Genomic DNA, 21196 nt, shown 5'->3' with positions numbered 1-21196 from the left:
CGTGTTCGGTAAATTAACCCTAGAAGCAATTCCCCTTCACGAACCCATTCTGGTTCTTGCGGGTCTCGTGGGGATTCTAGGCGGCGCGGCGTTGTTAGGCGCGCTGACCTATTTCCGTAAGTGGGGCTGGCTATGGAACGAGTGGTTCACCTCCGTTGACCATAAAAAGCTCGGTATCATGTATTTCATCGTGGCGCTTATCATGCTGCTGCGCGGTTTTGCTGATGCCCTGATGATGCGTGTGCAGCAGGCGGTCGCCGCAGGTGGTTCGATGGGCATTTTGCCGCCTGACCACTACGACCAGATCTTTACCGCCCACGGCGTTATCATGATCTTCTTCGTGGCCATGCCTATGGTTATCGGCTTGATGAACCTGGTTGTTCCGTTACAGATCGGTGCGCGCGATGTTGCGTTCCCGTTCCTGAACAACCTGAGTTTCTGGCTGTTCGCGGTTTCGGCGCTGCTGGTCAACATTTCTCTGTTCGTAGGTGAGTTCGCTACCACTGGTTGGTTGGCTTACGCGCCGTTATCGGGGATAGAGTACAGTCCCGGGGTAGGGGTCGATTACTGGATATGGGCGTTGCAGATATCCGGGATAGGTACCACGTTAACGGGTATTAACTTCTTCGTTACTATCCTGAAAATGCGTACCAAGGGCATGACTATGTTCCGCATGCCGATCTTTACCTGGACGTCGCTGTGCGCCAACGTACTGATCATTGCCTCTTTCCCGATTTTGACCGCTACTATTGCCATGCTGACGCTGGATCGTTACCTGGGGATGAATTTCTTCACGAACGATATGGGCGGCAACATGATGATGTACGTCAACCTTATCTGGGCGTGGGGTCACCCTGAGGTTTACATTCTGATTCTGCCGGCCTTCGGTGTGTTTTCAGAAGTTATCGCGACCTTTGCACGCAAGCGTCTGTTCGGTTACCACACCATGGTATGGGCAACGATCGCGATCACGATCCTGTCATTCATCGTTTGGTTGCACCACTTCTTTACCATGGGCGCAGGCGCCAACGTCAATGCCTTCTTCGGCATCATGACAATGATCATCGCCGTACCGACTGGGGTGAAAGTCTTTAACTGGCTGTTCACTATCTTCCGTGGACGCTTGGAAATGACCTCGCCGACACTCTGGACGCTGGGTTTTATTATCACCTTCGTCCTCGGTGGTATGACAGGCGTTATGCTGGCTCTGCCGGCGGCAAACTTCGTGCTGCACAACAGTCTGTTCGTTATTGCCCACTTCCATAACGTTATCGTTGGTGGCGTGGTCTTCGGCATGATGGCGGGTCTGACCTACTGGTTCCCGAAAGCCTTTGGCTTCACGCTTGACGAGAAGTGGGGCAAGCGCTCGTTCTGGTTCTGGGTGTCAGGTTTCTACGTGGCATTCATGCCGCTATACGTACTGAGCTTCTACGGTGCTGTGCGCCGCATGAACTCTTACCCGAACGCTGAATGGCAGCCCTGGTTTATCGTTGCCTTGGTCGGTGCTCTGCTGATTGCTGCGGGTATCGCTTGTACGCTCATCCAATTCTACGTAAGCGTGCGTAACCGCGATAAGTATGCGGACGTGACTGGCGACCCATGGGATGCCCGTACGTTGGAGTGGTCAACCTCATCGCCGCCCCCGTTCTACAACTTTGCGCGTCTGCCCGTCGTTGGTGATATCGACAGCTTCTGGTCACAAAAGCAGCGTGGCAACGAGCAGTTGGACAATGCGCCTTACACGGATATCCATATGCCGAGGAACACGGTGGCCGGACCTGTCATCAGTGTCTTTGCGATGATCTTTGGTTTCGCCATGGTATGGCACATCTGGTGGCTGGCTGGGTTCAGTGCAATCGGCATGCTGGTGAGCTTCCTGATGCGGGTATCTAACGACGATATCGATTACTACGTGCCTGCTGCAGAGGTCGAGCGAATCGAACGTGCTCATCAACAACGTGTGGAGGCCCAGGCGTAATGGCTACTGAATCCCTACATCACGATGCCCATGCTGAAGAGCATGAGCACCACGATGCCGGTCCTACCAAGGTATTTGGTTTCTGGGTCTACCTAATGAGCGACTTAGTGATCTTCGGAACACTATTCGCCACCTACGCCGTGCTCATGAGGGGCACGGCAGGCGGTCCGACCGGTGCGGATATTTTTGAACTACCTTTGATTCTCTTCGGCACCTTTGCACTGCTGATCAGTAGTTTCACCTTCGGCATGGGCGTTCTGGCAATGAATGCCAATCGCGTCGGCCAGGTGAAACTGTGGCTGGGCATTACGTTCGTGTTGGGCCTGATGTTCCTGGGCATGGAAATCTATGAGTTCCATCACTTTATCCATGAGGGATGGGGCCCGGATCGCAGCGCCTTCCTGTCAGCGTTCTTTACACTGGTAGGTACCCACGGTCTGCACGTAATGTTCGGTATGATCTGGATTCTGGTCATGCTGGTTCAGTTGTCGACTAAAGGTCTGAATGATAAAACGCGTCCGCGTATCCTGTGCTTGAGCTTGTTCTGGCACTTCCTGGATATCGTCTGGATCTGTGTCTTCTCCTTCGTCTACTTGATGGGAGTGCTGGTATGAGTTCGTCTAGCCAACCGTCCGGTCACGGCACCGTAAAGTCCTATGTAACGGGTCTTGTGCTGTCGTTAGTCCTGACTGTCATTCCATTTGGCGCGGTTATGCTGGGTTCGTTCAGCTTACCCGTGAACGTGGGAATCATCACTGTGACGGCCGTTTTGCAGGTGCTGGTTCAGCTTGTGATGTTCATGCACTTGGACTTCAAGACTGAAGATGGCTGGAACATGCTTTCCTTCGTCTTTACGGTGCTGATTCTCGGCCTAGTGGTAGGAGGTTCGCTGTGGATCATGCAGCATCTACATCTCAACATGATGATCGGCTAACCAGAATGCCCAATCGGTGGCACGATCTGCTTGAGCTAACCAAACCAGGAATCATTGGCGGCAATCTCATTGCCGCCCTTGGCGGCTACTTTCTAGCCGCGCACGGTGAATTCGATCTGGTGACGTTTGCTTCGGTCATGTTGGGGATCGCATTAGTGATCGCCTCAGGCTGTGCCTGTAACAACGTGATTGATAGGGACATTGATGCTCTGATGGCGCGCACGCGCCATCGTCCTCTGGTGAGAGGAAGCGTCTCTATCACGCAAGCATTGGGCTTGTCGGCGTTTCTGGGTATCAGTGGCGTGGTCTGCCTGGCATTAGGCACCAATGGGTTGACGGTGGCCTTGGCTGTTATCGGATGGGGCGTGTATGTGGGGGTGTATAGCCTCTATATGAAGCGCAACTCCGAATACGGCACGGTAGTAGGCAGCCTGTCAGGCGCTATGCCGCCCGTGATCGGGTACTGCGCAGTGACGGGTACCTTTGACAGTGGAGCGATGGTTCTGCTGTTAATCTTCTGCCTCTGGCAGATGCCTCACTCCTATGCCATTGCGATTTTCCGCTATGCCGATTACCAACGCGCTTCGATTCCCGTTCTGCCTGTTGTTCACGGGATCAAGCGCGCAAAGCATCACATCCTTGGCTACATTGTGGCGTTTATTCCCGCCTCATTGGCTTTGGTACTGGCAAGCCAGGCAGGTACTGGCTACCTGTGTGTCGCACTGACCATGGGGGGCTACTGGCTCTACCTGGCGATTTGCGGCTACCGGCTGGATGATGATGTACGCTGGGCCAAACGCGTATTTGGCGTATCGATTTTGACCATCACTGCGATGAGCCTGGTGATTGTGTTGGAATCCATGGTGCCAATAATGTGGGCGTGATTGACCCACACCGCTAAGTGGTTGAATTAGAAAAGCCCCGGGCAGTTAAACTGCCCGGGGCTTTTTCTTGTCTTAACGCTTACTTACCATTGGTCGCATCTGCGAAGCTTATCAGGCGCGATGACGGGTTACGCTTCTCGCTGGCTTGCCTGAATAGCGGTCAGCGCGATGGTATAGACGATATCATCCACCAGCGCGCCTCGGGAAAGGTCATTCACCGGCTTGTTTAAGCCTTGCAGCATGGGGCCAACACTGACTACGCGGGCACTACGCTGCACCGCTTTGTAGGTCGTATTGCCGGTGTTCAGGTCCGGGAAGACAAAGACGGTGGCGCGGCCCGCTACGGGCGAATCTGGCGCTTTCTGCTTACCCACGCTCTCAATGGCGGCTGCATCGTACTGAAGCGGGCCATCGATCAATAAGTGCGGGGCACGCTCTTTGGCGATGCGCGTAGCTTCACGCACTTTATCGACATCCGCGCCGGTGCCTGAATCTCCCGTTGAGTAGCTGATCATGGCCACGCGCGGCTCAATACCAAACGCTTCTGCGGAGCGAGCGCTTTGCAGGGCTATTTCAGCCAGCGTTTCGGTATCCGGGTCCGGGTTCACCGCACAATCGCCATACACCACTACCTGCTCGGGCAGCAGCATAAAGAAGATCGATGATACCTGGCTATATTCTGGCGCGGTCTTTATCAGCTGAAACGCCGGGCGCACAGTGTTAGCGGTGGTGTGGATAGCACCCGAGACAAGGCCATCGACTTCATCCAGCTGGAGCATCATGGTGCCAAGCACTACGTTATCCTGTAGCTGGGCCTCAGCGGTGAGTTCGTTAAGCTTGCCACGCCGACGTTCTACCATGGGCGCGATATAGTGAGCACGCGTGCTTTCGGGGTCGATAATCGTCAACTCGCCGGGCAGTGCTAAACCGCGGTTACGCGCCACTTCCTCGATGGTTTCACGACTGCCCAGCAGTACGCAGTTGGCAATGCCGCGCCGCTGACAAATAATCGCTGCCTCCACCGTGCGGGGTTCGTCGCCCTCCGGCAGTACGATCCGTTTTTTTGCGTGCTGCGCCTGCTTGACCAACTGATAGCGAAACGCCGAAGGCGATAAGCGCCGTGCGTAGCCGTGGCTTAACTTGTCTTTTAGCCATTCAAGGTCGATATGGGCAGCGACAAAGCGCGCCACCTGCTCGGCACGCTCGAAATCATCAACGGGGATTTCGCTGCTAAGCTGGCTCAAGTTTTGAGCCGTGGTCAGGCTGTCGGTTTCAACCGCCAGCACGGGCAGGCCGGTTCTTAGCGCTGGGCGACACATCTCAATCATATTGTCGTTAGGCAAAAAACCATTGGTCAGCAATATGCCCGCCAACTGAGTGCCGTTCATGGTCGCGAGGGCGGATGCCAGCACGACGTCGTCACGGTCGCCAGACGCCACCACCAGACTACCGGGTGTAAAGATATGCAGGGCATTCGCCGCGCTACGCGCACACAGGCTTGTCGACATTACCCGGCGGCTCGCCGCATCGCCTTCATTCAGCACCTTGGCACTCAGTGCCCGTGCTACGTCCAGCGTGCGGGGGGCATTGAGTGTTTTGCTGTAAGGCACAATGCCGATTAGGTGAAAACTGTCGGTGGCCAGTGACGGTGAATAGCCGCGAAGCTCGTTAAGTACCGACTCTTCAAGCTGCGGTTTAATAGTGCCCGGCGCTGCCGAAAGGTCATCTTCCTGGCCGTAAGGCAGGTTCTTCATGCGCATCAGGATGCCACCCAGCGTTCGGGTCGAGCTAACCCCGCCAAAGCTTCTGGCGTGCATATCAAGCTCATCAGCAAGTGCCTGTGGCTCGTTTAAATCCCCGGTGCCCACCAGGATGATGCGGGCATTAAGTGCATGCGCCAGTTGAGCATTGGTTTGCGTCGCGTACGTGGTGTACTGGGTAGGCACTACGCCTTCCACTACAACTAAATCCAGCGCGTTACCGTCCCGCTCAGCTTGCTGCGTTACCTGTTCATAAAGCTCGACCACATTTTCCAATAGCTCATCGGTTTGGTCATCGCGTAGCAGGCGCTCCAGCCGGGTTTGTGAGATCGGCGAAGGCGGGCGCAGGTTGAGCGTGCGAGACACCAGAGCTGTTGAGCGATCAAGGCCCGGGCCGTTCAGCTCTTTTTGCATAAACGGCTTCAAAAAACCGGCTTTAAGGCCAATGGTGTCGAGCGCCTGAATCAAGCCTAAGCAGGCCGAGGTTAACCCGGCCCCCATGCTTGTGGGCACTAGAAGAATGGCTTGGGGTTGAGAAGGGGACGAACTCATGCGTGGGCCTCCAGACATTGACGTGTTTCCATTGCGATACGGCCTTCTTCGTCGGTAGGGATAACCCAGGCTTCGGGGCCCTGATGATTTGCCTTGTCCAGCTTGCCCTCTTTGCCGCGAATCAGCACGTCATTGCTCGTCTCATCAAGGGCAAAGCCAAAGTGAGGCAGCAGGCTGATAACGCGGCTGCGTACAAGAGGAGAGTTCTCACCGATGCCACCGGTAAAAATGACGCCATCAAGCGTCGGCAGTGCGCAAGAGAGAGCAGCAAGCGACTTGGCAATGCGGTAGCAAAACACGTCTAGCGCCAGCATGGCTCCTTCGTGACCCTGCTCGGCTGCTTCCTCGATTTCGCGCATGTCGTTGGTTAAGCCAGAAAGCCCCAATAGCCCGCTTTGCTTATTCAGCACATCATCAATCTTGTCCATCGACCAGCCCAGCTGGCGGTGTAAATGGGCGTGCAAGCCTGGGTCGACGTCGCCGCTGCGCGTGCCCATCACCAGGCCTTCCAGCGGGGTAAGGCCCATGCTGGTGTCCAGGCTTTGATTATTCCACACCGCTGCGGTGGAACAGCCGTTGCCTAAGTGGGCTGTTAACCAACCGCCCGCGCCGCGAGGGCTAAGCTCGGCCGCACGCTGGCTAACAAAGGCGTGGCTAGTGCCATGAAATCCGTAGCGACGAATGCCGTGTTCAGCGTAGAGGCTCTCTGGCAGGGCATAGCGGTAAGCTTTTACGGGGAGGGTTTGGTGAAACGCGGTATCGAAGACCGCAACCTGAGGTAGTGCTGGAAATATCTTTTGAGTAGCGCTGATGCCTGCCAGGTTGGCAGGGTTATGCAGAGGCGCCAACGCGGCGGTGGCCTTAATCGCACTGATAACATCACTATCAATCAAGGCGGCCTGAGTAAACTTCTCTCCGCCATGAACAATGCGATGCCCAATAGCGCCCGGAATGCGTTCTTCCAGGCTGTTTAAAATGGCGTTGAGCGCTTGAGTAGGATCAGCATTGGGGAGTGCATGGCTAAAACTTCCCCCCGCGCTATTTATTCCTTTTAAGCGGGCATCGGCGTTGCCTAAGCGCTCTGCCAAGCCTGCTAAGCGCGGGGCATCAGGGGCCGGATCGATCAGTGCGTATTTAATAGAGGATGAACCACAATTAATAACCAGCACCGGTGCATTCATAAAGAATCTACCAAAAGAGTAAAGGTTTAGTTTGTACGTTAGTGTGACAGGCGGCAAGGGGCATTAACGTAGGCGGATATTTGTTTAGCCATTCGACTCAAATCCGGGCATGCTTGGCGGTTAACGTTCTTTTGCTGCCTGGAGCCTATGACTACGTCCTCGTTACCCAACCACCTGCCGCGCCACTTAGCCATTTTGCTGCTAATGACCGTTGGCACTATGTTCGCTGCCAACCATGTATCGGCCAGGCTTGCCTTTGATAACGGTACAGGGTTACTGCTGGCCGTATTAACGCGTTCCGGGGTAGCCTGTTTGATCCTGCTCGCCCTTGTGATCGTTCAGAAGAAACGCTTATGGCTGCCTTCGGGCACTTGGCCCTGGCAATTGGTGGTAGGTCTTCTTATCACCATTCAAAGTGTCAGCCTTTATTCAGCGGTTGCGCGGCTTCCTGTCGTTATTGCGCTACTGTTGGTCAATACCTTCCCCATTCAGTTAGCACTATTGAGTTGGGCGCTGGGCGGGCCGCGTCCGTCGCTTCGCAGTTGCCTTATTATGGGGACCATTTTAATCGGGCTGTTGGTCGTGCTGGATATTCCTGCGTGGCTTTCCAGTGCTGACAGTATGGGGCCGGAATGGGTCGCCGGTATTGGATTTGGGTTGCTGGCCGCGTTCGTTTTCGCCTGCGCGCTATGGGTTACCGAGCACCGTTTATCCCAGGTAGGCAGCACGCTGCGCAGTCTTTTAACCATGCAAACCGTGTTTTTCGCCATGGTAATCGGTGGGGCTTTAGGTGTCGTGCCTGGTGGTATGAGCCTACCTGACAATAGCCAAGGCTGGGTGGGTTTGGGGCTTTTGGCGCTGCTTTACGCCACCGCGTTCTCGACACTGTTTATTTTTGTGCCGCGCCTGGATATGGCGCGCAACGCCCCGGTCATGAATATCGAACCTGTCGCCTCTTTGGTGATCGGTTATTTCGTATTAGGGCAAACGCTAAGCCCTGGCCAGTTACTGGGTGGGGCGGTCGTGGTGGGTGGTATTGTCGCACTTAGCCTATCCAAAGGGCGGTAAACGTTGCGTTCTTTTCGGACATGTACCACAATGAATCTGTGTAAGGAAACACTGTTTTTTAACGGAGGTACAAGACGATGAAGATGACCGTATTATCACTCACTTCTGCGGCACTCTTGGTCGGCGCAGGTGCATTCGCTGCATCAGCACAGGCACAGCAATCATTGGGTTACCCTGAAGGTTACGTGGCGGGCGACGCCATGTTTTGGAACCTTGACCCTGACCGCGGTTCCTCACGTAACGACGTAGGCCTGCGTTTACGCGGCGGCGCGCAGTTCAATGATTACTTCGCGCTCGAAGGGCATCTGGGTACCGGTGGCTCGGATGGTGATACCAAGCTGGATTACCTGGTAGGTGCTTACGCAAAAGGCATCGCGCCTATTACCCCCAATGCACGCCTTTATGGTCTGGTCGGTGTCACTGAAGTGGATTTCGACCACGACAGTGAAAGCGGTTTCTCCTATGGCGCGGGCGGTGAAATTGATGTCGCCAACAATCTGGCCATCAGCGCTGATTACATGCGTTATCTGGACAAGTCTGCCTACGATTTCGATGCCGCAAGTGTGGGCTTAAAATACCGTTTTTAATGATTAACGCTTAAAACGCGTTAGTGGTGTATCCAACCCCAGGGCCTTTTGGCTCTGGGTTTTTTTTATGGGTTTTTTCTGCAGGCAGCCAAGGGGGCTACTCAATAACGCTCATAAAGCAGAAGCGTGGCTAATTGTTAGCTTGCTAATCATTTGCTAAAATACGCTATTCCATTAAGCATGCGCTGGCCATAAGCGCTCTGCGCGTACTCAGAAGGTGCGCAAATCAACGAGTAAAACTTCATGTCCCCTGATCAAAAATTCGCCCGCTGGGTGAAGGTAGCGCTGACTGCCTTTGCACTGCTGTTTATCTATTTCTTGATAGCTGACAGCTTCATGCCCATGACGCCCGAGGCCAGGGTAATGCGCCCGGTTGCCCGTGTGGCACCAGAGCTCAGCGCGCCAGTGAAAGAAGTGACCGTGCGTGACCATCAGCAGGTTGCTAAAGGCGATGTGCTGTTTCGTCTGGACCCCGAGCCCTTTCAGCTTGCCCTTGATCAAGCGCGGCTAAACCGTGAGCAGGCTGAGCGCGAAAACACGCGCCTTGAAGCAGAGCTTGCCGCCGCCCGGGCGGTGCTGGCCTCTGCCCAGGCCGTTGCGGAGGAGCGCAGCGGCGAGCGGCGCCGTGGCGAAGCCCTGGTGGGGCGGCAGAGTATTTCACGCCAGCAGTACGAGCAGCAGGTGGCGGCTGAGCATACCGCCCTGGCAGACGTGGCTTCCGCCGAGGCGAACATACAGAGCCTGGAAGTACAGCTAGGCGAGAACGGAAATACCAACCTGCGCTTGCGCCAAGCCGACAACGCCCTTGAGAAAGCGCAGTTGGACGTCGAACGTACCGAAGTGCGGGCGGCAGAGTCAGGCCAGGTGACGAACTTGCAGCTTCAGGTGGGCGACTATGTTCAGGCAGGGCAGCCAGTGATTGCACTGGTGACTCAGAACATGGATATCGTTGCCGATTTCCGTGAAAAAAGCCTACGCCACGTACTGCCCGGCGACTCGGCTGCGGTGATCTTTGATGCGATGCCTGGGCATATCTTTGAAGGGCAGGTCAGTGCTTTTGATGCTGGCATACGGGAAGGACAGCTGACCGCTGATGGGCAGCTGGCGGATATTCCTACCTCTGACCGCTGGGTGCGCGATGCGCAGCGTTTGCGTATTCATGTTGCCCTCAACGAACCCATTGCGGCGCTGCTGCCAAGTGGTGCCCGGGCAACGGTGCAACTGCTGCCGGGGGAACATGCGCTGGCGCATCCCTTTGCATGGCTACAAACGCATCTGATCAGCTGGCTACATTATGTCTACTGATGCGGGTTCTACTACTGCAGGGCCCGCTGATACAAAACCGGCGGATGCCAGCACGTGGTCAATCAGTCGCGCGCTGCGTAGTTTTTTTAAGCGCACGCCCCGCCGTAGCGGCGCTGGCCCAGAGGCACCTGCCTACCATCGCCTGAGTGAGAATGCCCTGCGCCAGTGTTTGCGGGTGGCTGGTGGTGGCACTCTCGGGTTTATCATCAGTCAGTTAATGGGTTGGAACTACGGCGTCTTCTTTACCGTTTTTCCGATGTTTTTGCTGGGTATGGTGCCCATTCTGAATATCAGCATTATTCGCCAGTTTTTAGGTAACGTATCGGTGAATGCGCTGGAAGTCAGCCTGGTGGTCGGCCTGCTTAAGCATATGCCGGTGATGATGACGCTGGTCGTGTTGGGTATGTTCCTGTTTCGGTTTAGCTTGATGGCAAAAGGCCCGCTGTTTCTGTTTGGGGCCAATGGCGTATTAACCTTAAGCATTCTGCTGCATTTTGCGAGCTACCCCAGCGTCGATCTAGCGGATTTGTTGGCCTCCAATTTTGTGGCCAGCGTGCTCGCCGTGTTCATCGCCATGCTGATGTACACTCTTTTCCCTGACGTTGAGCCCCGCCAACCGCCGCCCAAAAGCACCAAAACGAAAGCGCAGATGCGCCATGAAACGCTGATGGGCGGCATTACCGCGACACTTTCCTTTGTCGTTTTTCAGGTGTTTGACCTGCAGGGGTCGCTCTCGGCACAAATGGCGACCATTCTGGTGCTGTTCGCGATGGGCTATGCCGGTGCGCGCGTATCCGCTCGCAAACGTGCCATCGGCACGCTGTTGGGGTGTAACCTGGCGCTGATTATGCAGCTTCTGCTGTACACACAAAGCAACCACTTCCTGCTGGCGATTGTGCTTTATTGGTTGGGGCTATTGCTGTTTGGGCGCGAACACATACTTGAAGGCGGCGGTTCAGGTATCGGGTTTGGCGGGATGACCACTTTAGGCATTTTGTTTGGTCAATCTTTAGGCCCCAGCCAGGACCTTGTCTATAGCGCGCTGTATCGCTTCTCATCCATGAGCGTGGCGCTGGTAGTAACGCTACTCGTCATGGCGTGCCTGCATTATCTGCTTAATCTTTGGGAGCCTACGCGACTACCAGAAAGTTAGCGTAACACGTCGACAACAGGGGCTTTCAGGCCCCTGTTTGCGTTTAACCCTTGAGTTTTTAAACCGCTTTACACTTCCTGATACAGCTGGCTTCCCGTTTGGCGAAATTTCTCCGCCTGCTCTTCCATGCCGCGCTTAACGGACTCTGCGTCGTTAGTACTTTCTGGCGTGCGGTCGCGGTAGGTGTCGCGCACTTCCTGGCTAATCTTCATCGAGCAGAACTTGGGCCCGCACATGGAGCAAAAATGCGCTACCTTCGCGGAATCCTTGGGCAGGGTTTCATCATGGAATTCCCGCGCGGTGTCCGGGTCTAGCCCCAGATTGAACTGATCTTCCCAGCGGAATTCAAACCGCGCCTTGGAAAGCGCATTATCACGCCGCTGAGCTGCCGGGTGGCCCTTGGCAAGATCCGCCGCGTGGGCGGCAATTTTGTAGGTAATAATGCCGGTCTTGACGTCATCTTTATTGGGCAGGCCCAGGTGCTCTTTTGGCGTGACATAGCAGAGCATCGCACAACCAAACCAGCCGATCATCGCCGCCCCAATGCCCGAGGTAATATGGTCGTAGCCTGGTGCGATATCCGTGACCAACGGGCCGAGTGTGTAGAAGGGCGCCTCGTCGCAGTACTCCAACTGCTTGTCCATGTTCTCCTTCACAAGGTGCATGGGCACGTGGCCAGGACCTTCAATCATTACCTGCACGTCGTGCTTCCAGGCAATGTGGGTCAGCTCACCCAGGGTTTTAAGCTCGGCCATCTGCGCTTCGTCATTGGCATCGGCGATAGAGCCTGGGCGCAGACCGTCACCTAATGAAAACGCCACATCGTACTGCTTACAGATCTCGCAGATCTCCTCGAAGTGGGTATACAGAAAACTCTCCTGATGATGATACAAACACCATTTGGCCATAATCGAACCGCCGCGAGAGACGATGCCCGTTACCCGGTTGGCGGTCAGCGGCACATAGCGCAGCAAAACGCCTGCGTGAATGGTGAAGTAATCCACACCCTGTTCGGCCTGCTCGATCAACGTATCGCGAAACACCTCCCAGGTCAGGTTCTCGGCCACGCCGTTGACCTTCTCCAGCGCTTGGTAGATAGGCACTGTACCGATAGGTACTGGAGAGTTACGCAAAATCCATTCGCGGGTTTCGTGGATGTTTTGCCCAGTGGAGAGATCCATGATGGTATCCGCGCCCCAGCGAATCCCCCAGGTCATTTTGTCGACTTCTTCTTCAATCGACGAGGTAACGGCCGAGTTACCCAAGTTGCCGTTAATCTTGACCAGAAAGTTACGCCCGATAATCATCGGCTCGCTTTCGGGGTGATTGATGTTATTGGGGATAATCGCCCGCCCACGAGCCACTTCATCGCGCACAAACTCCGGCGTAATCTCCTCTGGGATGCTGGCGCCAAAGCTTTGGCCGCGATGCTGGTGGCCCAAAATTTGCTCCACCTCGGCATTGCCCAGCGCTTGGCGGCGTTGATTCTCACGCAGGGCGATAAACTCCATTTCCGGCGTGATAATCCCTTGGCGGGCATAGTGCAACTGGGTAACGTTTTTGCCTTCTTTTGCCCGGCGCGGCGTGCGTTTCAAATCAAAGCGCAGTTGGGCCAGCATAGGGTCGTTGGCGCGGCGTTTGCCGTACTCAGACGTATGGCCTTCTAAAAACTCGGTGTCGTCGCGCTCCTCAATCCACGCCCGGCGAAGCGCGGGAAGCCCACGGCGTAGATCAATCTGGGCGTTTGGGTCGGTGTAGAGGCCTGAAGTGTCATACACCAGCAGCGGCGGATTCTGTTCATCCACGCTGGTCGTTTTGGTCGGCGAGAGGCTGATTTCCCGAAACGGTACACGGATGTCGGGGCGCGAGCCTTCAAGATACACCTTGCGTGAACCGGGCAGCGGAGAAATCGCGGCGGCATCCACTTGGGCGGTTTCGGCTAGAAAGCGGGCTGTCTTCTGAGTAACGGTTGTGTTCACGGTTATATCCTTGTTATTGGAATTAATGGGAAAGGTCCAGGCCCATCTGCCAGAAGTCGATTTCCAAGCGCGTGGCATCGCGGAAAATTTTGCTGAGCTCATTAAAGCGGGCAGGGGTGACGTCGGCGAGGCGAGCATCCAGCCATTCAAGCTCGGCCTGCATGGCCGCCTGAAACTCCGCGCTTTCGTACATCGCAATCCAGGCATCAAACGGGTTGTGTGTGCCGCGTAGGGTTGTGGATTTTGCATTCAACCAGTTGGCAATCTCGCCATAGCCCACCAGGCAAGGAGCAAGTGCTACGTGTAAATCCAGCAGGTCGCCACGGTTGCCGGTATCCAACACGTAGCGGGTGTAGGCCATGGTCGCCCGAGCTTCTTGTAGCTCGGCAAGTGCCTCCTCGGAAATACCCCATTCGCGACAAAAGCCCACGTGCAAGCCCAGTTCCACATCCACAATGGTTTTTAAACCTTCATGGGCATGGCGCAAATCGGCAAGCGTAGGGCTTTTGTAGGCGGCCAATGCATAGGCGCGAGCGAAGTGAATCAGAAACAGGTAATCCTGCTTCAGGTAGTGGCGAAATGACGCTTCAGGCAGCGTAGCGTTGCCCAGCTGGCGCACAAAGTCGTGCTCAATGTAGGCGCGCCAATCGTCATGGCAGGCAGTGGTTAAATCAGTAAAGCGGTAGCCCATACATCCTCCGGTGGTGGTGATCCGAAGGGCAGGCGAAAAGATCGAGGAAATGGCACGGAAGGGGGGCGAGCGATTGTGGGAGAGCTAGCCAGTGCCATCGCTTGATCCCTACGCCGGTACCCGCGCTACATCAAAAGCAGCGCATTAGCCGGATCAGGTTCAGCGGGACCAGCGCTTGGCAGCAAAATTGCTACGCCCTGCGCCATCTCAGCCGGATTCACCGGCACCCCGTCAAGCATTCAACTCAGCGAGTCTAGGTGGCGGTTGAGGGAGATGCAAGGGGGCGAACGACGGTGCTACGTGTTAATTTGAATCGATTATGTCTATCAACACTCACCACCACAGCATGATGCGATCAGGAAGTACTGACATTGACCACCGATAACAAAACGGGTTGGGAAGCCTTCTATCGCGCCAATCAAACGCGAGCCGCCTCGCCGCTGTTACGCCGCGCTTTGGGGGATGAGTGCTTAGCCAAAGGCAACGGCCATGCTATTCGATATGACTGCCAGCGATGTGGAACTGGCCTACACCTATTACGGATGATCGGGACGCTCACACCCCAGAGACCCATCTACGATCCAACGCCTAACGACAAGGAGCAACGCTATCGAGCATGATGTACCGCCATCCCCCTACAATGAACCTGATTATTCGACCTGCTGGCGGGTCGCGGATACGCTCGTCCCGGGGATAGATTTTAGCCCTAAGGCGCGCTACATTAGGTTAATTAAGATTCGGGGGCGCTGAAATAATGACCAATATACCACTAGAGCGAGTTACAACAGGCACGTATGCGCACGGCTTGGTGCCTCAGGCCGCATGCCTGTGAATACAATCCCCTATTAAATAGCCGCCTGATGGACGCGCCTTAGTCCAACAGACATTTATCCGCCATGCTCCGCACGGCGAATAAATGCTTAACTGTTAACTTTTCTCGGAGTGTGTGCCATTGGTAGAAGAATCTTGCAGTTTAATTGGGACTTGGGTAGAGCCAGAATATATCATTCCGGCTGCCATGGTATTGCTCTCATCCGGGCTTTTTCCGTTCCTTCTTCATAAATATAAAATGGCTAGAGAACGCGAAGAAAAGCTGTTCGACACTAGAAAATCCGAGTATCAAGAATATTTTAAGGTAATGGAAAAAGCTGCACGTTTGGCTGGTCAGGATTATGCTAAATTTTTGTCTAGCACATTACCTGAAGCTTCGTTGCGTTTGTATAAGAAGGAATTCTCTCCCGAATCGATAGTTAATTATCAGAATACAATGAGTGAATTTACTAAAGGCATTCAGGAAGGCTTTCAGAAAGCAACGCATGAGCTGGTTGGGTTGCGGATCGTGTGTTCTGATGCACTTGCTGATCTACTTGATGAGTTTGAGTCGTTGTATAAGGAAATTCTTGCTCTCCAGCCAATAATGCTTCATGAAATAAAAGAGTCTATGACGCCAGATTCGTTTATTTCTGGTGAGTTTAATTTCGAAACTCCCACACAAGTAAAAATAGTAGAGATGGGCAAGGATCTAGGCTTTCTTCGAGATGTAATAATTAAGCAGATGAGGAGCGAGCTTGGTTATAACAGTTAACAAACGTAGGCACGGCGACGGCTTTTACGTTGCGGCGTTGCCTTCACTTCAAAGCCGCGCATGCTGCGGGCATTAGGATTCTAAAGGAAACGGAGTAGAGGATTTGGAAAAAGTAGATCAATATAAAAAAAGTGTCGTTAAATTTGTTTTCAGAGAATTCGTGATCTTTATGTCCCAGATTGCAGTGTTCTTTATGGTTGCGGTTTTTACATCGAATTTTTTAAATAGTGAAGAAAAACTGGTTGCATTTTCAGAGCAAAAAATCAATGACGGATCTCTCGCAGAATTGGGTCTCACGTTTCTGGCTATTCTCGTGGTGATTGGTTTGTTTTCTGCCCTGGGTAGGATTTTCGATAATAAATATTTAGATTACTATGTGAATGAGGTTCTTTGTGAAATGCCCAAAACCATATACGTTTTTGGCTCAGCCGCTACAGGGGCTATGCTCGCCATATCTTTGTTCGCACATTTGCATACAACAAACGAAGTAAATGCAAAAGGCTTCGTCTTGCTGTCTGCGTTATTTGCATTCATGGTGTTCATATATGGCTGTGGATTCAGCTACGCCTTCAAACGAAAAACTCACATCTTGCCAAAGTCTAACAATTCAATGCAGCCGACCGCTGACGCGTCGGCTGATTGAGGCGTTATATGTCTAAGGAGAAATCGTGATTAAGCCTGACATTGGATTAGTTTTCGAAGAAAGTGTTTCAAATGAAATGTTTGAGGGTTTCGAAAATAGTATAAAGGCAGACGGTTTAAAATTGGTTGTTGAATCTAGAGAGCCATCAGGGGCGATGGCATGCCCAGAGTGGTTCATGTTTCCGGTTATTGCCGCATTCATAGGGAAGAGTTACTTTGATGGCTTTCTAAAAGAGGCCGGTAAAGATCACTATCAGTCGCTCAAAGAGAGCCTTTCCAACTTAACTAATAATGTAATGGCTAATCCAAGAATTGAGCCTACGCTTTTTGGAACCCAGGGAAAAATCAGTACCAATAATCCTTTTTCGCTCGCATTTTCAGTTCACGCTGAAGCTGAGGATGGTTATACGTTTAAGCTGCTAATCCCAAAATCAACCAGCAGTTGCGATTATGGTCTAATTACCAACCGGTTTATGGAATTCCTTTCGGACTACCATTTGGGCCTTCATACTCTAGCCTCTATAGGTTGCGCATGGGAAGGAGATAGGCCGCCGTCTAACATGATCTTTGTTCACTACAATCCGGACAAGGATTCTATTGAATGGTTAAATGAGCAAGACTATCGTTAAACGGCATATAACACCTATGAGCCTTCTGTCTGTCAATAGGCTGCAGCATTTTTTATTGGCCGCGTAAGCGGTCAATCTCAAGTCCCTGAGCCAGTGATCCTACTTCATCTGTCATCGTTGGCTGTTGGTGGCTTACAGCAAACACCTATTGAGGCTCTCTAACGTGGTAGTTCACCACTGCCAAACCGGGTTGCTCCTTGCAGGTGGGTCTGGGGCACTAGACATTCATCGGTTAACCAGCATCTGTCCTATTCAAAAAGCGGGTTACTTTACAGTCCCAGTTAGTTTCAGGTTCAGCGCCGGTGTAAGCCCACTCGCTCAGGGTGCTGATGCACGCCAGCAGGATGGATAATCAAAGCGACGGGCTTCGAGCTGGGTGTAGAAGTCGGGTTTCAGATCTCAAGATCAGTCAGCAGACACCCTGTTCAGCACACTCCATGATGATCCAGTTAGACGTTGATCATCATCCTGCTGCGTGACTAACTCCTTAAAAAGCGTTGTTCATCAAACACCTTTTCGTTCTTTAACATGAAATAGACTGCACGCCCCAACTTGTGGGCCAAGGCCGATAAGGCTTTGGCTTTACTCATGCGTTTCTGAAAGCGTTGCAACAGTTTTTGTGCACCTGGATTGCCGCGCAGATAAAGCACCGCAGCCTCAGAAAAAGCCCATTTTAGATGGGCATTACCAATCTTGTTGCCCTGGGTGCCATAGGTCTTACCGGCCGATTCGGCTTTGCACTTGATCATTCGGGAATAGGAGGCAAACTTCTGAACAGATTCAAAACGTCGAATATCACCCACTTCATACAGAATGGTGAGGGCCAGAATACGGCCAACGCCGGGAATGGTTTTTAATAAGTGGTAGTAGGTCGGCTGATGCTTTTTGGCCTGCTTTTCCAATAGCCATTCCACCTGGCTTAGTTCCCGGTGGTAGCACTCTAAAACGGCCATATCTAGATCGATATTGCGCTGAACGAGCGGGTCATCAAAGGTTCTGCCCAATTGTTCTCTGGCACTGACATTTTTTAAATTGACCTTGTTGGGTGGCAGGTTGTACTGACTCGTTGTGTTGACAACATGAGCTTTGAGATCAGCGCCGTGGCGAACGAGCCCAGTTCGGCGGCGAAGCAGGTCACGGGTAGCTCGCATGCTGCGTGGGTAGACATAAGCGAGGGGAAAATTACCGCCTCGAATAAGCGCCGCAATTTTGTAAGAATCCACGCGGTCATTCTTGGTTTTACCGCCATGAATGGCCTTCATATAAAGGGCATGACCGAGAATGAAAGCAATGCCCTGGTCTTCACAGAAATCAGCGATCCAGTACCAGCAGTGCATGCATTCAACCCCGATGACCAGATCGTCCAGGTAAGGTTCGATCAGATGAAGCAGAGGTTCTGGTTTGGCTGAAATCTCTTTATGCAGAAGGGTTTCGCCCTGCTGATCCAGGATGCAGACATACAGGCTACGGGCATGCAGATCAATTCCACAGTAGTGACGATGAGTGCTATTGTAAAAATTCATTGAGTCTTCTCCTGTTAGGTTTGGTCGCCTTTTCAGCTTAGCCAAACAGCTGAGCTGGAGGAGAAGGCTCAATGAGTATCAAACTGTTTAATCAGGACAAAATACAGTTGGCTGTGTTTCATTCCTCAACAATTTTAACCAACTAAATTTTGCCCATTACGCGGCGTTAAATTTTCAACCGAGTTTAGTGATGAATATTGAGGTCGTAGAAAAAGCAGATCACCTTAAGCTGATAGAAGTCTGGGAAGCGTCGGTCAGGGCAACGCATGATTTTCTGGCTGAAGATGATCTACAGGAGTTAAAGCCGTTAATTCTGGAGCAGTATTTTGACGCAGTTGATTTAAGGTGCGCTAAAAACGGTAACGGTGAAATTCAGGGATTCTGTGGAGTACATGACGGTAATATTGAGATGTTGTTCATCTCACCTGATGCACGCGGAAAAGGCATTGGTGCCATGTTAGCGGCCCATGCTATCAAAGAGCAGGGAGCATCAAGGGTCGATGTAAACGAGCAGAATGAACAGGCGGTAGGTTTTTATCAGCACATTGGCTTTAAAGTGACAGATAGGTCACCAGTCGATGGTCAGGGTAAGCCTTATCCGCTGTTGCATATGGCGCTATAAAAAGTTAACAAGGCCAGGTACGGCGACGTCTTTTTCGTTGCGGCTTCGCTTTCACTACAAAGCTGCGCGTGCTGGTGGCGTTAGTTATTGCGAAAATTATTGAAGGAGATAGAGATGTCCGAAGGTTCACCAGAGAATACCGAGCAACTTGGTTCGATCAATAAAAAGATCGTGGCCGAAGGAGAAGAGCTCCCCGCTGTAACCCTTAAAGATGGAAGTAAGGTACAAACAGGTACGGTTGCCACAATGCTCCGCAATATCGCTTTATACAACGCAGGTGAGCGTGGCGAGGTAGAAGAGCAGCTGAAGATCGCAGTACCGACCTTGATTAAAGTTGGATTGTTTGAGCTATTCTCCGTTGATGAGTGGATTAACGGTCAGAATCTTGGGCGTAGGTTCGTTGGTCTGTGTGCTAAAGAATACATTGGTAAAAACTAACAAGTTGCTGCAGTTGACCGCTGTTCCGCTTCGCTTCACCTGTGCTTCGGCGTTATTGACCATGAATCAATAATGATACCGAAGCTGCGCAATCAGTAGCGCATCATCCGCCACCTTGTAAACAATCCGATGTTCGTCGTTGATTCGTCGAGACCAGTAGCCGGAAAAACCGTGTTTGAGCGGTTCGGGTTTGCCTACGCCCTCGAACGGCTGCCGCTGAATCTCCTTGATCAGCTTATTGATGCGGCCGAGAACCTTCTTGTCGGTTTTCTGCCAGTACAAGTAGTCTTCCCAGGCATTCTCGGCAAAGATGAGCCTCACTCCAGGAGCTCCTTCTCTTGGCCACCACCTTGTTCCAGTTCGGCCATGGAGTCCATCAAACGGCGCGCGTTGTGGGGTGAACGCAGTAGGTAAGCGGTTTCCTGTAGCGCCTCATAATCTTCCAGCGAAAGCATGACCACCGAAGGTGCTTTGCTGCGCGTGATGATGACAGGTGAGTGATCTTCGCAGACCTGCTCCATGGTCTTGGCCAAGTGGCTTCGGGCGGCGGTATAGCTAATAGCATCCATAATAATACTCCTGTACGTAATGTTGTACTGTACGGATTGTCGTACATGGAAGGGCGGTAGACAACAACTTTCTACTCACGCGCCTGCTTTAACACCAGTCAGACGTTGTGCTTGGGGCGCTTGATCATTCAACGGCCCGAGTCGATTTATCCCTCGGGCTGGCACCACCCCAACCACCCAAGCGTCATGAGCACGGCAAACTGTACCGCGAGCCCCGCCTATGTCGTATTTCCATCGCCGCCGAAGGTGGCTAGTTAGGTACCGCGTTACGAGTGGTAGACCTGGCTGCGGCCGCCATCAATCAGAATGTCGGTGGCATTGATAAAGCGTGCTTCGTCGCTGGATAGAAACAGCGCCGTGTTGGCGACCTCATCGGCCTCACCGATGCGCTGGCACGGTAGCAAGTCTATCTGTTGCTGACGTTCGGCTTCGCTTAAGCCGTCCAGCCAGGCTTGTGCGGGCGGCGTGCGGATTAGGCCGGGTGAGATAGAGTTGACGCGGATGCCGTGCGCCGCATATTCGATTCCCAGTGAGCGGGTCAGACCGATCAGGCCGTGCTTGGCGACCGGGTACGGAAAGGCGCTGGGAATAATTTTGTGCCCGTGGACTGAAGCGATGTTGACGATATGGCCATACTCGCGGGCCAGCATACCAGGTAGCGCAGCCTGAATGACCCGCCACGCGCCTTCCAGATTGACCGACAGGCAACGCCGCCAAGTGGCTTCATCTGTTTCGAGCGGGTCTGAGAAAACGTTGACGCCAGCAGCATTGATCACAATGTCGATTCGCCCCAAGGCATCGCCGACTTCCGCGACCGCGTGATTTATCGCGGTCGTCTCAGCGACATCGGCTTCCACGCCCAGGACAGGGCGGCCAATTTCGCGCTCAAGCCGGGCGCACTCCCTGGCGAGCGCATGGCTATCCCGGTCTAGCAGTGCCACGCTCGCGCCTTCGGAAAGAAAACGCTCAGCCGTTGCTAGCCCGATGCCGCTGGCCCCGCCGGTAATGAGTGCTGTACGTTGCTTGAGTCTCATGCGTGGTAATCCCGCTATTTATAATTGAGCTGATAGGTGGAGTGCGTCAGGAAGTCATGGTTTCCTGTTCTTTAATAGTTAT

General features: G+C 53.1%; 21 protein-coding genes and 1 riboswitch. Of the genes, 13 read left to right on the top strand and 8 right to left on the bottom strand.

Translation table 11 applies throughout. From position 1 onward, the window contains the following. Position 1 precedes the first annotated feature (1 nt). Genes cyoB through cyoE form a run of 4 tightly spaced genes read left to right on the top strand, consistent with a single transcriptional unit; the run spans position 2 to position 3796 of the window. On the top strand, positions 2–1978 hold the full coding sequence (cyoB, locus tag ACT3TC_RS04305; protein ID WP_193054004.1) for a cytochrome o ubiquinol oxidase subunit I: 1977 nt from the start codon (positions 2–4) through the stop codon (positions 1976–1978). Then, positions 1978–2592, top strand: a complete 615-nt coding sequence (gene cyoC, locus ACT3TC_RS04300) for a cytochrome o ubiquinol oxidase subunit III (protein ID WP_193054005.1) — start codon at positions 1978–1980, stop codon at positions 2590–2592. The genes cyoB and cyoC overlap by 1 nt, the downstream gene beginning before the upstream one ends. Continuing rightward, positions 2589–2912: a cytochrome o ubiquinol oxidase subunit IV gene (gene cyoD, locus ACT3TC_RS04295; protein WP_087108378.1), complete on the top strand. Its 324-nt coding sequence runs from the start codon at positions 2589–2591 to the stop codon at positions 2910–2912. Before cyoC ends, cyoD begins: the two co-directional genes overlap by 4 nt. Further along, a complete protein-coding gene (gene cyoE, locus ACT3TC_RS04290; RefSeq protein ID WP_444639260.1) occupies positions 2870–3796 on the top strand; it encodes a heme o synthase in 927 nt (308 codons plus the stop codon). Before cyoD ends, cyoE begins: the two co-directional genes overlap by 43 nt. A 128-nt stretch (positions 3797–3924) precedes the next feature. On the opposite strand, the gene pta is transcribed toward cyoE, so the two are convergent. Both pta and ACT3TC_RS04280 read right to left on the bottom strand, forming a co-directional pair. Then, on the bottom strand, positions 3925–6108 hold the full coding sequence (pta, locus tag ACT3TC_RS04285) for a phosphate acetyltransferase (RefSeq protein ID WP_444639259.1): 2184 nt from the start codon (positions 6106–6108) through the stop codon (positions 3925–3927). After that, positions 6105–7289 (bottom strand): acetate/propionate family kinase, encoded by a 1185-nt coding sequence (locus ACT3TC_RS04280; RefSeq protein WP_444639258.1) that lies wholly within the window; start codon positions 7287–7289, stop codon positions 6105–6107. Before ACT3TC_RS04280 ends, pta begins: the two co-directional genes overlap by 4 nt. A 147-nt stretch (positions 7290–7436) precedes the next feature. On the opposite strand from ACT3TC_RS04280, the gene ACT3TC_RS04275 reads away from it, so the two are divergent. The 4 genes from ACT3TC_RS04275 (at position 7437) to ACT3TC_RS04260 (ending at position 11402) form a co-directional block, all read left to right on the top strand. Continuing rightward, positions 7437–8357, top strand: coding sequence for an EamA family transporter (locus ACT3TC_RS04275; protein ID WP_441678416.1), 921 nt, complete (start codon positions 7437–7439; stop codon positions 8355–8357). Positions 8358–8434: 77 nt separating this feature from the next. Continuing rightward, entirely contained in the window at positions 8435–8944 is a 510-nt protein-coding gene (locus ACT3TC_RS04270; protein WP_444639257.1) for a porin family protein, read from the top strand. Positions 8945–9187: 243 nt separating this feature from the next. Then, positions 9188–10249: an HlyD family secretion protein gene (locus ACT3TC_RS04265; RefSeq protein WP_444639255.1), complete on the top strand. Its 1062-nt coding sequence runs from the start codon at positions 9188–9190 to the stop codon at positions 10247–10249. Then, positions 10239–11402: a DUF2955 domain-containing protein gene (locus tag ACT3TC_RS04260; protein WP_444639253.1), complete on the top strand. Its 1164-nt coding sequence runs from the start codon at positions 10239–10241 to the stop codon at positions 11400–11402. Before ACT3TC_RS04265 ends, ACT3TC_RS04260 begins: the two co-directional genes overlap by 11 nt. A gap of 68 nt (positions 11403–11470) precedes the next feature. Here ACT3TC_RS04260 and thiC read toward each other — a convergent pair whose 3' ends face one another. Both thiC and tenA read right to left on the bottom strand, forming a co-directional pair. Continuing rightward, positions 11471–13381, bottom strand: a complete 1911-nt coding sequence (gene thiC, locus ACT3TC_RS04255) for a phosphomethylpyrimidine synthase ThiC (RefSeq protein WP_444639252.1) — start codon at positions 13379–13381, stop codon at positions 11471–11473. A gap of 22 nt (positions 13382–13403) precedes the next feature. Beyond that, a complete protein-coding gene (gene tenA, locus ACT3TC_RS04250) occupies positions 13404–14072 on the bottom strand; it encodes a thiaminase II (protein ID WP_444639251.1) in 669 nt (222 codons plus the stop codon). Positions 14073–14160: 88 nt separating this feature from the next. Then, positions 14161–14313: riboswitch (TPP riboswitch) on the bottom strand. Positions 14314–15024: 711 nt separating this feature from the next. Between tenA and ACT3TC_RS04245 the strand changes: the two genes are divergently transcribed. From ACT3TC_RS04245 to ACT3TC_RS04235, 3 genes are all read left to right on the top strand, one after another. Then, complete coding sequence (locus ACT3TC_RS04245; RefSeq protein WP_444639249.1) at positions 15025–15657, top strand: hypothetical protein; 633 nt, start codon at positions 15025–15027, stop codon at positions 15655–15657. 103 nt (positions 15658–15760) lie between these two features. After that, positions 15761–16300: a hypothetical protein gene (locus ACT3TC_RS04240; RefSeq protein ID WP_444639247.1), complete on the top strand. Its 540-nt coding sequence runs from the start codon at positions 15761–15763 to the stop codon at positions 16298–16300. A 25-nt stretch (positions 16301–16325) separates the two neighbouring features. Next, positions 16326–16928 carry a hypothetical protein gene (locus ACT3TC_RS04235; RefSeq protein WP_444639246.1) on the top strand — a complete coding sequence of 201 codons (603 nt, stop codon included), beginning with the start codon at positions 16326–16328 and terminating at the stop codon, positions 16926–16928. A gap of 479 nt (positions 16929–17407) precedes the next feature. Here the strand turns inward: ACT3TC_RS04235 and ACT3TC_RS04230 are convergent, their stop codons facing one another. Continuing rightward, a complete protein-coding gene (locus ACT3TC_RS04230) occupies positions 17408–18451 on the bottom strand; it encodes an IS110 family transposase (protein WP_444639245.1) in 1044 nt (347 codons plus the stop codon). A 190-nt stretch (positions 18452–18641) separates the two neighbouring features. On the opposite strand from ACT3TC_RS04230, the gene ACT3TC_RS04225 reads away from it, so the two are divergent. Further along, positions 18642–19073 carry an acetyltransferase gene (locus ACT3TC_RS04225; protein ID WP_444639244.1) on the top strand — a complete coding sequence of 144 codons (432 nt, stop codon included), beginning with the start codon at positions 18642–18644 and terminating at the stop codon, positions 19071–19073. A 114-nt stretch (positions 19074–19187) separates the two neighbouring features. After that, positions 19188–19511: a DUF7709 family protein gene (locus tag ACT3TC_RS04220; RefSeq protein WP_444639243.1), complete on the top strand. Its 324-nt coding sequence runs from the start codon at positions 19188–19190 to the stop codon at positions 19509–19511. 66 nt (positions 19512–19577) lie between these two features. Here ACT3TC_RS04220 and ACT3TC_RS04215 read toward each other — a convergent pair whose 3' ends face one another. The 3 genes from ACT3TC_RS04215 to ACT3TC_RS04205 form a co-directional block, all read right to left on the bottom strand. Next, positions 19578–19832, bottom strand: coding sequence for a Txe/YoeB family addiction module toxin (locus ACT3TC_RS04215; RefSeq protein WP_444629804.1), 255 nt, complete (start codon positions 19830–19832; stop codon positions 19578–19580). After that, complete coding sequence (locus ACT3TC_RS04210; RefSeq protein ID WP_172115982.1) at positions 19829–20080, bottom strand: type II toxin-antitoxin system Phd/YefM family antitoxin; 252 nt, start codon at positions 20078–20080, stop codon at positions 19829–19831. Before ACT3TC_RS04210 ends, ACT3TC_RS04215 begins: the two co-directional genes overlap by 4 nt. 266 nt (positions 20081–20346) lie before the next feature. After that, positions 20347–21114 carry an SDR family oxidoreductase gene (locus ACT3TC_RS04205; RefSeq protein ID WP_444639242.1) on the bottom strand — a complete coding sequence of 256 codons (768 nt, stop codon included), beginning with the start codon at positions 21112–21114 and terminating at the stop codon, positions 20347–20349. Positions 21115–21196: the final 82 nt, after the last annotated feature.

This window comes from Halomonas sp. AOP27-A1-41, assembly GCF_052378605.1.
Lineage (GTDB): Bacteria > Pseudomonadota > Gammaproteobacteria > Pseudomonadales > Halomonadaceae > Vreelandella > Vreelandella citrativorans.
The sequence above is the reverse complement of the archived record's forward strand: the minus strand, read 5'-3'. Positions and strand labels throughout refer to the sequence as shown.